Source organism: Xanthomonas sp. F1, assembly GCF_014199855.1.
Window position 1 is genome coordinate 673,209 of the sequence record NZ_JACHOK010000002.1, and the last position, 14,743, is coordinate 687,951.

The 14,743-nt window shown below is 69.4% G+C and carries 11 protein-coding genes; 5 read left to right on the forward strand and 6 right to left on the reverse strand.

What is annotated here, in order from left to right:
- Positions 1-22: 22 nt before the first annotated feature.
- The gene (locus tag GGR71_RS07510; RefSeq protein WP_237474424.1) at positions 23-877 is read right to left on the reverse strand and encodes a DUF2306 domain-containing protein; all 855 of its coding nucleotides are present in this window, start codon (positions 875-877) and stop codon (positions 23-25) included.
- A 222-nt stretch (positions 878-1,099) separates the two neighbouring features.
- Here GGR71_RS07510 and GGR71_RS07515 point away from each other — a divergent pair, with 222 nt between their 5' ends.
- The 3 genes from GGR71_RS07515 to GGR71_RS07525 all read left to right on the forward strand — a co-directional run bounded on the left by GGR71_RS07515 (position 1,100) and on the right by GGR71_RS07525 (position 4,143).
- Positions 1,100-2,248: a winged helix-turn-helix domain-containing protein gene (locus GGR71_RS07515; RefSeq protein ID WP_160961522.1), complete on the forward strand. Its 1,149-nt coding sequence runs from the start codon at positions 1,100-1,102 to the stop codon at positions 2,246-2,248.
- A 240-nt stretch (positions 2,249-2,488) separates the two neighbouring features.
- The gene (locus GGR71_RS07520; RefSeq protein WP_160961519.1) at positions 2,489-3,538 is read left to right on the forward strand and encodes an XdhC family protein; all 1,050 of its coding nucleotides are present in this window, start codon (positions 2,489-2,491) and stop codon (positions 3,536-3,538) included.
- On the forward strand, positions 3,538-4,143 hold the full coding sequence (locus GGR71_RS07525) for a nucleotidyltransferase family protein (protein ID WP_160961516.1): 606 nt from the start codon (positions 3,538-3,540) through the stop codon (positions 4,141-4,143). Before GGR71_RS07520 ends, GGR71_RS07525 begins: the two co-directional genes overlap by 1 nt.
- A gap of 286 nt (positions 4,144-4,429) precedes the next feature.
- On the opposite strand, the gene GGR71_RS07530 is transcribed toward GGR71_RS07525, so the two are convergent.
- The 4 genes from GGR71_RS07530 to GGR71_RS07545 all read right to left on the reverse strand — a co-directional run bounded on the left by GGR71_RS07530 (position 4,430) and on the right by GGR71_RS07545 (position 11,196).
- Positions 4,430-6,625, reverse strand: a complete 2,196-nt coding sequence (locus GGR71_RS07530; protein WP_160961514.1) for a xanthine dehydrogenase family protein molybdopterin-binding subunit — start codon at positions 6,623-6,625, stop codon at positions 4,430-4,432.
- A gap of 22 nt (positions 6,626-6,647) precedes the next feature.
- Positions 6,648-7,649: an FAD binding domain-containing protein gene (locus tag GGR71_RS07535; RefSeq protein ID WP_160961511.1), complete on the reverse strand. Its 1,002-nt coding sequence runs from the start codon at positions 7,647-7,649 to the stop codon at positions 6,648-6,650.
- On the reverse strand, positions 7,636-8,469 hold the full coding sequence (locus GGR71_RS07540) for a 2Fe-2S iron-sulfur cluster-binding protein (RefSeq protein ID WP_160961509.1): 834 nt from the start codon (positions 8,467-8,469) through the stop codon (positions 7,636-7,638). The genes GGR71_RS07535 and GGR71_RS07540 overlap by 14 nt, the downstream gene beginning before the upstream one ends.
- A gap of 336 nt (positions 8,470-8,805) precedes the next feature.
- Positions 8,806-11,196 carry a TonB-dependent receptor gene (locus GGR71_RS07545; protein WP_160961506.1) on the reverse strand — a complete coding sequence of 797 codons (2,391 nt, stop codon included), beginning with the start codon at positions 11,194-11,196 and terminating at the stop codon, positions 8,806-8,808.
- 453 nt (positions 11,197-11,649) lie between these two features.
- On the opposite strand from GGR71_RS07545, the gene GGR71_RS07550 reads away from it, so the two are divergent.
- Complete coding sequence (locus tag GGR71_RS07550; RefSeq protein ID WP_010343489.1) at positions 11,650-11,982, forward strand: DMT family transporter; 333 nt, start codon at positions 11,650-11,652, stop codon at positions 11,980-11,982.
- A gap of 55 nt (positions 11,983-12,037) precedes the next feature.
- On the opposite strand, the gene GGR71_RS07555 is transcribed toward GGR71_RS07550, so the two are convergent.
- Complete coding sequence (locus tag GGR71_RS07555; RefSeq protein WP_160961503.1) at positions 12,038-14,110, reverse strand: TonB-dependent receptor; 2,073 nt, start codon at positions 14,108-14,110, stop codon at positions 12,038-12,040.
- A gap of 155 nt (positions 14,111-14,265) precedes the next feature.
- On the opposite strand from GGR71_RS07555, the gene GGR71_RS07560 reads away from it, so the two are divergent.
- Positions 14,266-14,679 carry a MerC domain-containing protein gene (locus GGR71_RS07560; protein ID WP_048490755.1) on the forward strand — a complete coding sequence of 138 codons (414 nt, stop codon included), beginning with the start codon at positions 14,266-14,268 and terminating at the stop codon, positions 14,677-14,679.
- Positions 14,680-14,743: the final 64 nt, after the last annotated feature.

Genomic DNA, 14,743 nt, shown 5'->3' on the forward strand with positions numbered 1-14,743 from the left:
CGACGTTCGGCGCGGCAGCCGCTCAGGCTTGCCGCAGCACTGGCCACCACATGCCCATGACCGCAGCGAGGGTGCCGACCAGGGTGGCCGCGCTCATCGCGGCGAGCACCACCGCGGCCAGCCACTGCGGACCGCTGCGGCGGCTATCGAGTGCGCGTAGATACAGTTCCAGCACGGCCAATGGCAGCAATGTCTGCGCGAACGCCAGTGCGGTCAGCGTCGGGCCGACGAAACGGTCCGGATCGAAGCCGACCGGCGCCTGATTGAGCGCCAGCCAGCCCATCAACCCGATCCGGAAGAACCACACGCCGCTGACCGCCAGGAACAGGCGCAGCGCCCAGCGCCGATGCGCCGGCCACTGGCCGCGGCGGGCGTGATGCCAGGCCATGGCCACGCACAGCAGGATCAATACCGCATTGGTGCTGGTGCCCAGATGCTGTCCCAGATCGCCGGCGACGCCGCCGCGGATCCAGATCATCGCCAGCCCGCCCAGGCTGAGGACGACGGCGCAGACCAGGTAGAGGCGTCCGTTCCAGCGATGCAGGGCGGGACGCTTGCGCCGCAACGCCTGCAGCAGCTGCACTGCGCCGCCGAGCACGATCGCCACGGCCAGGCCCAGGTGCAGCGCCAGCACCGCATTGAAGACGCTGTCGCCGGCGACATGACCACGCGCCATCACCTGGTTCCAGCGCTCGGGAGTGCCGGCTAGCGCGGTGCGTCCGTAGAAGCCGGCGACGTAGGCGGCGAAGGCGAGCTGACCGCCGATGGCGATGCTCATCCACAGCGCCGCCGCACCGCGCAGCAGGCGTGTTGCCCAGCCTTGCCCGGCGTGCGACTGCGCCAAGTGGGGCGCGGCGGGAGTGGGATGGCGAGGCATGGCGGCGATCGAGGGCATGGCGGCGTGAGCAGCGGTGGCGATTGCGCGCAGTGTCGACAGCGCGGCGTCGCCGCGCCTGCGCGATCGGACCGGTGGCGGCCGCGGCGGACGAAGCGCGGCGGGTGCCGACGAAACGCGTCGCAATGGACGCATCGCGGTCCGCGTTGCGCAATCCGGTTGCTATCCTGATGGGCGCTGCCGCGTTGCCAGGAAGGTCGTTCGATGCGCACTCCCGTCGCTTCTGTTCCACTCGGGCCCGCCCGGGCACGCGCGCTGTGGCTGCACGCGCAGCGGCTGAGCACGCCGGCGCCATTCGGTCGTGGTGCGGAGGCGGTGCGGCAGGCCACCGCGCACCTGGGCTATGTACAGATCGACACCATCCACGTGATCGCGCGCAGCCACCACCACGTGCTGCATACGCGTATTCCCGACTACCGCGAACAGGACCTGGAGCAGGCGCAATCGCAGGACAAGTCGCTGTTCGAGTACTGGACGCATGCCTTGGCGTACGTGCCGGTCGCCGACTACCGCATGTACGTGGCGCAGATGGCGCGTCGACGCGCACAGGCCGACGCCAGGGGCACGGTGGATGTGCAGGATTACGCGCGCTTGCTGCGGCGCATCCGCAGCGAGGGACCGTTGTCGATCCGCGACATCGACGACGAGGTGCTGGTCGAGAAGACCCATCCGTGGGGCAGCCGCAAGCCGTCGCGGGCCGCGTTGCAGTACGGCTTCTTCAGCGGCGACCTGGTGGTCAGCCAGCGCAGCGGCATGCTCAAGACCTATGAGCTGGCCGCGCGGCATTTCGGCTGGCGGCAGCGGCCGCGCCCGGTCAGCGAGGCGCAGTACGCGCGCTACCTGCTGCAGCGTGCGCTGCGCGCGCAAGCGATCGTCGGCATGGACTCGGTCTGCTATGGCGAGACCGCCGCCAAGCCGGCGGTGCGCGCGTTGATCGCCGCGGAAGTGGCGCGCAAGCGCCTGCGCCCGGTGCATCTGCAGGGCCAGGAGGGCGTCGCCCTGTGGGCCGAGCCGGAGCTGCTGGACAGAACGCCGCCGACGCCGGATCCGACGCGGGCGCAGTTGCTGTCGCCGTTCGATCCGCTGGTGATCCAGCGCAAGCGGCTGCAGCAGTTCTTCGGCTACACGCATCGCTTCGAGGCCTACGTGCCGGCGCCGCAGCGGGTATTGGGCTACTTCGCGCTGCCGGTGCTGGTCGGCGACCGCATCGTCGCCGCGCTCGACCTGAAGATGGACCGTCGCGCCGGTCGCCTGCTGGTCCAGCAATGGACCTGGCTGGAACCGCGACGCCCGGCGCTGCAGGCGACGATCGACGCGGCGTTGCAGCGCTTCGAACGCTTCCATTTGCTGTAGCGGGGCGTTGCAGGCGCGGGTGTGTGACCTGCGGGCGGCGCAATGTCGCACCAACGGCATCTGGCGCAGCGCCGGACTTCGGCAGGATGCCGCGCATCGCCGGTCGCAGGCGTGGACTGGTTGCCGCCCTCTTGCGCTGCCGTGGTCGCGAACCCGACGCCCACACACCGCGACCAGGGTCACCTCGCGACCACAGGCTGCCGCTTAGGCTCGGGTTTCTCACGTCGCCCCTGCCGCCGCATGTCCGCTACCCGACACTGTCTCCATGACGCCCTCGACGCCTGCCGCACCGGCACGCCCGCGGTCCTCGCCGTGGCGATGGCCCGCGAAGGCTCCACCTACGCGCATGCCGGGGCGATGGCCTTGTTCGGTCCGGATGGTGCGCAGCAGGGTTGGCTCAGCGGCGGTTGCCTGGAGCCGGAGATCGCGCGGTGCGCCGCGGAGGCCGCCGTCGCCGGCATGCCGCTGTGGATGGAGATCGATACGCGCGAGGACGAAGACCTGCTGTCGGGTTCGTCCGCCGGTTGCCGGGGCCGCCTGCACCTGGCCTTGCTGCCGCTGCTCGCCTTGCCGGGCTTCGACGGGCTGGCCCAGGCCTGGCTGCAGGGGCGCGGTGGCTTGACCCTGGCGCTGGAGGCCGATGGCGATTTTGTCGCCAGCGTGGCCGGGCAGCCGTTGCGGTGGCGCTTGCCGTGGCGCACCGTTTCTGCGGCGGCGCCGCGCGTCGGCGAAGTGCATGTGCCGCCACCGCCGCGGGTCAGCGTCTTCGGTGCCGGCCCGGAAACCCCCATGCTGCTGCCCTTGCTGCGCCAGTTGGGCTGGATGACCACCCTGGTCGAGCAGCGGCCGCGCTGGGCTGCGTTGGCTGCGCTGGCCGACCGCGCCCTTGAATGCACGCCGACACGCGCGCTGGCCGACTGCGCCGACAGCGATGCGGCGCTGGTGATGCACCACAATTTCGAACTGGATCGCGAAGCGCTGGATGCGCTCGCTGGCAGCGCGATCCCGTTCCTCGGCCTGCTGGGGCCGGTGCGGCGGCGTGAGGACCTGTTCCGTTTGCTGAGTCCGACGCAACGCGCGCAGTTGTCGCCGCGCCTGCATTCGCCGATCGGGTTGCGCCTGGGAGGCAGCGGCGCGGAGGCGATTGCGCTGAGCATCGCCGCGCAACTGCAGGCCAGCCGTGCGACGCCGCCGCGGCTGAGCGCGGTCGCGCAGGCGGGCGACAGGCCGCGGCGAGCGCATCGCGATGCGCTGGCGGCAGCTCCGCGATTGGCCGAGGGCGGCAGGTGATGGCGCAGGTGCATGCGGCGTTGATCCTGGCCGCAGGCGCCAGCTGCCGCCTCGGCCACTCCAAGCAGACCCTGACCAGCGACGGCGAGCCGCTGCTGCGCAGGGTCGTGCGCCTGGCGCTGTCCACGGCACCGGCACGCTGCGTGGTGGTGCTGGGCGCGCAGGCCGAGGCGCTGCGCCCACTGCTGGAGGGATTGCCGGTGGAATGCGTGCGCAATCCGGACTGGTCTACCGGCATGGGCGGCAGCCTCGACTGTCTGCGTGCGGCGGTATGCGACGATGCATCGATCACCCATAGCCTGGTGCTCGGCTGCGACCAGCCGGCGCTGGCCGCGGCGCATCTGCAGGATCTGCTGGCGGCGGCCGCGCGGGCGACGTCCGGTTGCGCGGTGAGCGCCTATGCCGGCGTGCGCGGCATGCCGGCGGTGGTGGCGCAGCACCGCTGGCAGTCACTGCCATTGGGCGGCGACCAGGGCTTGCGCACGCTGTTCGCGACGCTGGCGCCGGAGAGCCTCGGCTGCATCGTCGCGCCGGCCTTGGCACTGGACCTGGACACGCCGGAAGATGTGCAGGCGGCGGTGGCGCGGGGGTGGCTGGATCCGTAGCGGTTGCCGTGGGGCGGGGCCTTGCGGTGATCCTGCGGGGATTGCTACGCGATGTCCGATTGAAGCGAGCGGAAGTTTCCGTCAGTCGACGGTCGACGTTATTGAAAGGGCCTCCCCAATGACGACGGAAGCCCTGTTGTAGGAGCGGCTTCAGCCGCGACAGGCGTTCCAGGTAACGCCTGTCGCGGCTGAAGCCGCTCCTACGAGGGAGGGCGAGGGCGCGCTGCATGTACGTTTTTGGAGCGCGCCGCCACAGGGGACGATCGCGCTCAACCCATCAACATGCTCAGCCGATCAACTTGTCTGGGGTGATCGGCAGATCGCGGATGCGCTTGCCGGTGGCGTGGAACACGGCGTTGGCGATGGCCGCCGGGATGCCGACCATGCCCAGCTCGCCCATGCCCTTGACCCCGAGCGGGTTGACGATGGTGTCGTCCTCTTCGACGAACATGGTCTGGATCTCGTGCACGTCGGCGTTGACCGGCACGTGATAGTCGGCCAGCGAGGCGTTGAGCATGCGTCCGTAGCGATGGTCGATCTCGGTGCCCTCGCTGAGCGCCATGCCGATGCCCATCACCACGCCGCCGATTTCCTGGCTGTGCGAGGTCAGCGGATTCATGATCTTGCCGCAGGCGGTGGCTTCGATGACCCGCGTCACCTGCACCATGCCGGTATCCGGATCGACCTTGACCTCGATGAACTGCGCGCCGTGCGCAGCGGTGGCGTACTGCTTGCGCTCGGCCGAGGGTTTGGATTCATGTATCACCTCCAGCTCCTGCAGGCCGTGCTGGCGCATCAGCTTGGCGACCTCCAGACCGGCTTCGGGCTTGCCGGTCGGGCGCAACTGGCCATCGACCAGTTCCACCGCGTCCACGTCCAGCCCGCTGAACGCGGCCTGCCCGTCGTGCCTGGCCAACTCCAGCAGCTTGCCGCGGATCTCGCGCGCCGCGCCGTGGATCGCGCTGCCGACGCTGGCGGTGGTCCAGGAGCCGCCCTGCGCCGGCGCCTTGGGCAGGCGCGTGTCGCCGAGTTCGAACTGCACGCGCTTGGCGTCGATGCCCAGATACTCGGCGGCGATCAGGGTCATCACCGTGTAGGTGCCGGGGCCGATGTCGGCGGTGGCACTGCCGACCCGGGCGCTGCCGTCGGCCTTCAGCACCACCCGCGCCAGCGCCGGCATCTGCATCGCCGCCCAGGTGCCGGTGGCCATGCCCCAGCCGACCAACAGGCGGCCGTCGCGCATCGAGCGCGGTTCGGGCGTGCGCTTGCTCCAGCCGAAGGTCTCGGCGGCCAGCGCGTAGCACTCGCGCAGCGCCTTGCTCGAGAACGGCTTGCCGGTTTCCGGATCGGTCTCGGCGTAGTTGGCCAGGCGCAGTTGCAGCGGGTCCATCTTCAGCGCATAGGCCAGTTCGTCCATCGCGCACTCGATGCCGAACATCTGGCTGATGGTGCCAGGTGCGCGCATCGCCTGCGGCGTCGGCAGGTCGGTCTCCACCACCTCGAAGCGATCCTCCACGTTGGGGCAGGCGTACAGCGAGCGCGCGTTGCGGAAAAAAGCCTCGTTGAACGCCTCGATGCGCGAGGTGTTGAGCACGTGCCGGTAGCGGATCGCCTGCAGCGTGCCGGCGGCATCGGCGCCCAGGCCCAGTTCCACGCGGTAGTAAGGGCGGTAGCCATGGCCGCTGAACATCTGCCGCCGGGTGTAGACGATCTTCACCGGCAGCCCGACCGCCTTGGACACCGCGCCGAGCAGGAAGGTGTAGTAGTTCGGGCGCAGGCACGAGCCGAACGCGCCACCGACGAACAGCGACACCACGTTGACCTTGTCCACCGGAATGCCGAAGTAGCCGGCCAACTGTTCGCGGTCCTGGTAGACGTTCTGGCTCTTGTTGACCACGGTCAGGGTGTCGCCGATCCAATAGCCGATGCCGCCGTGCGGCTCCATCGGGTTGTGATGCTCGACCGGCATCGTGTACGTGGCCTCCAGCTTCACCGGCGCGGCGGCGAACGCGGCGGTCGGGTTGCCGCGCGGCTTCGGCGATTCCTCCGGGGTCGGGTCGTGCGCCTGGTCGAGCAGCGCGTCGAAGTCGGTGTGCGCGGGCTCGGCGGCGTAGTCCACCTGGATCAGCCGCGACGCATGCCGCGCCTGTTCGAAGGTGGTGGCGACCACCACCGCGATCGGCTGCGCATTGAAATGGATGCGGTCGTCGACCAGGGCGCGGAACGACAGGTCTTCGCCCTTCTTCTTGACCGCGTCGGACACCGGCTTGATCGCATTGAGATGGGTCAGCACTTTGATCACGCCCGGCGCGGCTTCGGCGGCGCGGCTGTCGATGCGCACGATGCGGCCCTTGGCGATGGTGCTGGTGAGGATGTAGCCGTGGACCATATGCGGGATCTGGAACTCTGCCGCATAGCGCGCCTTGCCGGTGACCTTGGCGTAGCCGTCGACGCGGCGCATTTCCTTGCCGATGTAGTTCATTGCCGGTTCTCCGGTTGGCCGCTCACGCGGCGTCGCTGCCGCTGGCGCGGTGCAGGGCGCGGATCATCGCGTGCGTGCCCATCGGGATCTTGTAGGCGTTGTGCGCCAGCGGCCGTGCCGCCGCCATCTCGGCCTGCGCAGCGGCGGCGAAGGCCGCCTCGCCGACACGCTGCCCGACCAGCGCCCGTTCGGCGGCGTGCGCGCGCCAGGGTTTGTGCGCCACCCCGCCCATGGCGATGCGCGCTTCGCGAATGCGTCCGTCCGGTTCCAGCGCCAGCGCCGCGGCCACCGACACCAGCGCGAACGCGTAGCTGGCCCGGTCGCGCACCTTCAGGTAGTGGCTATGCGCGGCGAAGCTCTGCGCCGGCAGCGTGATCGACTCGATCAGTTCGCCATGCGCCAACTGGTTGTCCAGGTCGGCGCGTGCGTCGGGCAGCAGGTGGAACTCGGCGAACGGGATTTCACGGTGTGCGCCGGCCGGCGTGCGTACGTGCACCGTGGCGTCCAGCGCGGCGAGCGCCACGCACATGTCCGACGGGTGCACCGCCACGCACTGCGCGCTGTGGCCGAAGATGGCGTGGGTGCGGTTGAGCCCCTCGCGCGCGCCGCAGCCGCTGCCTGGTTCGCGCTTGTTGCAGGGCAGGGCGGTGTCGTAGAAGTAGCCGCAGCGGGTGCGCTGCAGCAGGTTGCCGCCATTGCTGGCCATGTTGCGCAACTGCATCGTGGCCCCGGCCAGGATTGCCTGGCTCAGCAACGGATAGCGTTGGCGCACCAGTGGGTGGTTGGCGGTCTGCGTGTTGTTGGCGAGTGCGCCCAGGCGCAGGCCGCCGTCGGCGGTTTCGGCGATCTCGGCCAGGCCCTTGAGCCGGGTCAGGTCGACGATCTCGTCGGCGCCGGCCACCCCTTCCTTCATCAGGTCGAGCAGATTGGTGCCGCCGCCGAGGAAGCGGGCGTTCGGGTTGGCCGCCACACGGTGCACCGCGTCTTCCGGTGAGGTCGCACGCTGGTACTTAAACGGCGTCATCGGCCACCTCCTTCGCCATCTTCAGGGCGGTCAGCTCGGACTGGTCGACATAGCGCCAGCTCAGCGGCCGCGGCGCACCGCCGCTGTGCACGTCCTGGATGGCGGCGACGATCTTCGGGTAGGCGCCGCAGCGGCAGATGTTGCCGCTCATGCGCTCGCGCACCTCGGCGTCGCTCAGCTCGGTGACCGGCCGGCTGACGTCGGCGCTGACGTGGCTGGCGTCGCCGCGCTTGATCTCGTTCAACAGTGCCACCGCCGAGCAGATCTGTCCCGGCGTGCAGTAACCGCACTGGAACCCGTCGTGCTGCACGAAGGCGGCCTGCATCGGATGCAGCCGTTCGCCGTCGGCCAGGCCTTCGATGGTGGTGATCTGCGTGTCTTCGGCTTGTGCGGCCAGGGTCAGGCAGGACAGGCGGCGTTCGCCATCGACGATCACCGTGCAGGCGCCGCACTGGCCGTGGTCGCAGCCCTTCTTGGTGCCGGTCAGCGCCAGGTGTTCGCGCAACGCGTCCAGCAGCGTGGTCCGTGGATCCAATTGCAGCGCGTGGCGCTGGCCGTTGACCTCCAGCACCACCGGCAACGCGTTCTGCGGCGGCCCGGCCTTGGCAACCGGCGCCGCGAAGGCGGCCTCGCTGAAGAGGATCTGGCCGCCTGCGCTGCTCAGGCCGGCGGCCGAAAGCAGGGCGATGAACTCGCGGCGCGACAGGCCATTGATGCCGAGCCGGCGCGCGAGCGCGGCCTCGTCCTCGCTCAACGGGGTATCGCGTGCGCTGTCGGCGGCGGCGGACGCGTCATCGGAACGGTGGGGCTCATGCTGCATCGGTCTCTCCTGCCTGGGGACCGCCGCCGCGCGCGCCGTGGCGCAGCATGGAGCGAGTCGACCTGGGTAGCGGCACCGCCATCGCGGCGCCGGCGAACGGGCACGCATCCGAACCCGGCCGCCAGCATCGCGGCGCTACCGCGAAGGGATTGCGAAGAGAGCGCGAAAGGAGGGTGTCGAGGCAGTGAGGCGTCGTGGTCAGGTGGATCGGCGATGGCGCGCGCGCGTCTGCACGAGCGGCCGCCACCGCGACAGGCGCCGGATCGCGCCTATCGCGGTCGACGCCGCGCTACCGCCAGCGTGCTCGCATCACATGCGTCTGCAAGCGTGCAGGCGTTACCAGCGGTACGCCACAGACAGCTGATACTGGCGGCCGGCGATCGGGCGGCCCATGAACACGCCACCGGTGGCCGCACCGGGCACGCGCACATTGCCTTCGGTCAGGCCCAGCGTGTCGGTCACGTTGCTGCCGCTGACGGTGAACTCCCAGTGCTCGCCGCTGTGCAGGCTGGCGCCGACATCGAGCATGTCGTAGGACGGCAGGCGCTGGCTGTTGGCCAGGTCGGCGTAGCGTTCGCCGATGTAGGAATAGGTGGCGAACACGCGCAGGTCGCCGAACGGCAGCATCCAGTAGTAGCTCGGGGTCAGTCGGAACTGGCGCTTGGGTTGGCGCATGACCTGGTTGCCGGTGTACTCGCGGTAATTGCGGTACTTCGCATCCAGCCATACCCCGGTGCCGGCCAGTTCGAAACCGCCGAACGGGCGGATCGCGCCCTCCATTTCCAGGCCGTAGGCGCGCGAATCGCCGACCGTGGTGAAGTTGCTGCCGTTGGCCAGGAAGGCCTGGAACGGCGAGTTCTTGAAGGTGTTGTAGAACGCGGTCAGGTACAGGTCGTAGTTGGTCGCGCCGGACTTCAATCCCAGTTCGTACTGCCGGATGTCCTGCACCTTGGTCTGCCCGTCGCGCAGGTTGTCGAAGCCGGGAAACTTGACCCCGGCATTGACCCGCGCGAACACGCTGTTGTGCGCGTCCAGCTTGACGTTCAATCCGGCCGTCCACGACAGCGCGTCGTCGTCCTGGTCGATGCGCCGCGCGCTCGGCAGCGAGATCGAGGTGGCGTTGTCGTAGAGCGTGGCCGGATTGCCGTCCAGGTCCACGGTGGCGGTGTCGTGCACGGTGCCGGTGACGTGCTGGCGCTCGTAGCGCACGCCCAGGTCCAGGCGCAGGCGGTCGTCCAGGTCCCATTCGTCGGCGACGAACACCGCGGCGTTCTCGCCCCGGTAGTGCGCGCGTAGCGCCAGGAAGGCGGTACTGGTGAAGCCGTCGCGGGTGGGCTGGCGGCCGTCGTCCAGCGCGACGTCGATGCGTCGTGCATGGTTCTGCGCGGTCAGCAGCATGGTGTTGCCGAGGTACCAGGTGTCGTTGGAGGTATACCTGGCGTAGTAGCTGCCCACGGTGAGCGTGTTGCCGGCGAACAGCGTGCGGCTCAGGCGCAGGTCGTTGGTGAAGGAGTTCAGGCGCTTGTCCACCGACCACCAACCGGCTTCAAGTACCTGTTGGTTCGGATCGACCGCACCGCCGCCGTTGGTATAGCGCGCGCTGCCGGGGCTGCCGTAGCCGGCGATGAAGTCGCCCAGCCGCTGCGGCGCGTCGCCGGTGAACAGCGCGTAGGTCGGCGCGGTGCCGCCCATCACGTTGAAGCGGTCGGCGATGGTCCAGTCGCCCACCTGCCAATTCAGCTCGCCGCCGAACACGTCGATGTTGACGCCACGGCCGTCGCCCAGATCGCGCCGGATGGTCTGCCCGTTCGGGCCGACCGGCAGGGTGACGTTGCGGAAGTCGTCGCTCAGCAACGTGCCGCGCTGCGCGTTGAGGCCGGGGAAGCTGGACAGGTCGTTGCCGTTGTTGCGCGACAGCAGCGGGATCGCGGTGTAGAAGGCGTTGTTGTCGTCGGTATGGCGCGCATAGAACGACAGTTCGCCGCTGTCCCAGCGCTTGCTCAGGGTGGCGCTGAACTGGCCGCCCTTGTCGGCGGGGAACTGCGGGTCGCGCACGCCATCGGTCTCGCGGAAGAAGCCGCCGACGCTGTAGTACCAGCCGTTGCTCATCGGTCCGCTGTCGAACAGATCGATGCGGCGCAGGGCATCGCTGCCGCCGGTGACGCGCACGCTGCCTTCCGGCTCGTCCTGGCCCTGCTTCTGGATGAAGTTCACCGTGATGCCGGCCTGGCCGTTGGAGAAGATCGGGCTGGGACCGCCGCGCAGCACCTCCATGCGCTCGATGGTGTCGTCGGTGCGGAACAGCGTGGAGTTCTCCAGGAACGACAGCGTCGGCGGCGGGAACAGTGGCGCGCCGTCGAGCTGGAAAGTGACGAACGGCGCATCGCCTTCGGAGGGCATGCCGCGCACGAAGATGTTGGCGCCGGTGCCGCCGCCGCTGGGTTCGGCCCATACGCCGGGCACGATCTTCAGCAGGTCGGCGCTGCTCTGTGGCACCGCCTGCTGGATCTGCTCGGGCGTGGCGGTGGTGATCGAGAAGCTCGCGTCGCGCTTGCGCAAGCCTTTGAAACGCGCGGTGCCGCTGACCACGACGGTATCCAGGGTGGTGGCATCGGGTTGCGCTGCAGGCGCAGCGGGTGCGTCGACGGTCTGTGCCAGCGCGGGGGGCGCGAGCAGGGCAGCGGCGACGGACAGGGGCAGCAGATGGCGAAGCGGGGCAAGGCGCATGAAGAATCTCTCCTTTCTTCATTCGGAACGATCGGCCGGGATGCGGCACGCGCGTGCAGCGCGCGGCCGCGTCGCATCGGCCGGGACGGCGCGAGACAGGGGCAACGCGCGGCGCCCTTTGTAACGCCGTCGCGCGATCGGGCCGTTGTGCAGCGCGGTACATGCCTCGTTTGCGTGACAGGTTGCCCAGCCAGGTCGCCATCGCACTGCAACCTACGGCACGCGGTGCGCAGTGCGGCGTCGCTTCATTTGGTCATGCATGTGGTCATGCGTGGCTTCGCATGAGGGACGCCGCCGTGACAGAGGCGATCCCGGAATGCCCATCGCAGTCTATTTCCAGGAGCGCACAAAGCCCCGCTCCTATGCAGCGTGCATCCGCGACAATCACCGTCGCCATCGCCACCACACGCCGCTTGCTATCGTGGCGCGCAGGATTTCCAGGAGCGTTCTGCAATGAAGAACTGGCTGTTCCTGCTGGTGGCCATCCTCGCCGAGGTGGTCGCGACCTCGGCGCTGAAGGCCAGCGAGGGCTTCACCCGGCTGTGGCCGACGCTGCTGGCGCTGTGCGGCTATGGCATCGCCTTCTATCTGCTGTCGCTGACCCTGCGCAGCGTGCCGGTGGGCGTGGCCTATGCGCTCTGGTCGGGCATCGGCATCGTATTGATCTCGCTGCTGGCGTGGTGGCGGTTCGGCCAGGCGCTGGATCCGCCAGCGATCGTCGGCATGGCGCTGATCGTCGCCGGCGTGGTGGTGATCAACGTGTTCTCGCGCAGCGCGCCGCATTAGCCAAAAAAAGAGGCCGCCCGAAGGCGGCCTCGTCACGCTGCGGCGAACGTGGCGATCAGAAGAACAGGCGCACACCGAACGAGGCACTGCGGCCCGGCAGCATGACATCGTCCTTGAGGAACGAGGTATGCACGCGCGCGTCCTGGTTGGTCAGGTTGTTGCCGTCCAGGAACACTTCCCAGGCGGTGCTGCCGGTATCGACGTGATACGCCAGGTGCGCATCGACCAGGGTGTAGCCGGCGGTCGGGGTCTCGTTGACCGCCACCTTGTCCTGCTTCTGGTAGCGGGTGGCGCCCAGCGCGGCGCGCCAGTGGCTGGCGTCCCAGCGCAGCTGTGCGCCGTAGCGCGCCGGCGCGATGCGCGGCAGGTTGCCGCCGTCCTTCAGCCGCGCACGCACGGTGTCGCCGAACACGCGCAGGTCCCAGGCGCCGCTGTCGTTGTTGGCCAGGTGGAAGGTGGCCTCGCCCTCGAAGCCGTGGAAGATCGCATCGGCCTGGGTCCACTGGCGGATCGGCAGGAAGTCGTTGTCCTCCTCGTGGAACCACTGGCCGCCGGTGTCGACGATGTAGATGAAGTCGTCGTAGCGGTTGTAGTAGCCGGCCACCTTGGCGTCGACCCAGTCGTTCTTGAAGATCAGACCCAGCTCGGCCTGGTTGGCCTTCTCGGTCTTCAGGTCGGGGTTGCCGATCTCGTAGGCGAGGGTGGCGATGTGCGGGCCGTTGGCGAACAGCTCTTCCTCGGCCGGGGCGCGCTCGGCGTGGTCGAGGTTGGCGGTCAGGCGCCACTGTTCGTTGAGGCGGAATCCGCCGCTCAGCGACAGGCTCTTCGGGGTGAAGTCGCGGTCCACGCCGGTGTCGGTCTCGTACTTGGTCTTGTCCACGCGCGCGCCGAGCTCGGCCTGCACGCGGTCCCAGCTGTTGCGCGCCAGCGCGAACACGCCGATGGCGCGCGTATCGGTCTTCGGCACGAAGGCTTCTTCGCCGACCGCCTGGAAGGTCGAGTCGCTGCCCTGCACGCCGACCGCGGTCTGCCAGCCGCCGCCCAGGCCGAAGGAGGCCTCCACGCGGCCTTCGTTGGCGCGCTTGTCGAACTTGGTGCCCACTTCCGCACCTTCGAACTCGGTATGGGTGTAGGCGGTGTGGCCGAAGCTGTAGCGCAGTGCGCTGCCGTCGCCCCACGGGTCGTTCAGCGCGCCCTTGAGCTCGAAGCGGTCCTGGTGCAGCTGCAGCGACACGCCGCGCTCGCCGGCGGCCGGATCGCCGGGCTCGCCCGGGTTGCCGTAGTTGTCGCGGAAGCGCGAGATCGACACGCCGACGAAGCCCCAGTCGCCGGCTAGCGAGCTGCCGATCGAGCCGACCTTGGACTTGACGAACGAGTTGAGCTGCGGGCCCTGCGGCGTGTCGTAGTCCTTGAGGTTGCGATACACGCCGTCGGCATGGATCGACAGGCCGCTGCCGTTGCCGGCGTCGACGCGGAACATGTCGGTGTTGCCGCTCTTGTCGCCGCCTTCCCAGCGCGCCTCGGCACGGCCGTGCACGCCGTCGACCGGGGTCTCGGCGATGCGCCCGTCGACCACGTTGACCACGCCGCCGATGGCGCCGGAGCCGTACAGCAGGGTGGACGGGCCCTTCAGCACTTCGATCTGGTCGGCCAGGAACGGCTCAACTGCAGGCGAATGATCCTGGCTGACCGTGGACACGTCCTGCGAGGACAGGCCGTCGTTGAGCACCGCCACGCGCGGGCCGTCGAGGCCGCGGATGATCGGTCGGCCCACGCCGGGGCCGAAGTTGGAGCTCTGCACGCCGGGCAGGCTGGCCACGGTCTCGCCGATGCTGGCGCCGCGGTTCTCGTCCAGGCGCTCACCGGCCAGCACGTCCACCGGCTGGCTCAGCGCACCGGCGGCATCGCGCAGCGGACTGGCGGTGACCACCACCTGGTCCATGTCCTTCACGTGCCGATCCTGCCTGTGGCCTGCGCCGTGGCGGCTGTCGCTGGCCGGCGGCGTGGCGTCGGTCGCGGTCGTCGTGGGGGTCGGGTCGGCGGCCAGGGCCAGCGACGGGCTCAGCAGGCCGAGCAGGGCCAGGGACAGGGCGGAACGGCGGAGCAGGGCGGGACGGGGAGAGGGCATGGGCATTCCATTAGGAGGGACAGTCGGGGGCGACGTGCGCGCTGCCGGCACCGCACAGCGGCGGTGGACGGTCGGGGAAGGGACGCGGGGCGCGCTGGTCGCCGGCGGCCGAATGTTATATTATTCCGTAACACTTTCAACCCGTGCCGACCGTCATGTCCTCACCGTTCGATCTGCGCGCCGCGCTCGACCGCCTCGGCGCCACCGGTTCGCTGCTGTGCGCGGTGCATTGCGCGGTGTTGCCGCTGGCGCTCGCCGTGCTGCCGTCGCTGGGGTTGTCGATGTGGCTGGGCGACGGCGTGGAGCGCACCCTGGTGCTGTTCGTGACCTGCCTGGGCCTGTTCAGCCTGATGCTCGGCTATCGCCGGCATCGCGTGTGGCAGGCGTTGGGATTGCTGCTGCTGGGCCTGCTGTCGTTGTGGGCCGGGCTGCTGGTGCCGGCGCTGCACCACGCGGTGGCGCCGCACGCGGCGATCATGACCTTCGGCGGCACCCTGGTCGGCTTGGCCCACCTGCTCAACCTGCGCCTGAACCACGGCCACGTGCACGACGCAAGCTGCGCCCATTGAGCGCACGTGGTAGGCTTGCCGCCCTTGCGCGAGGGCGCTGACCGCGTTGGCCTCGCCAAACCCC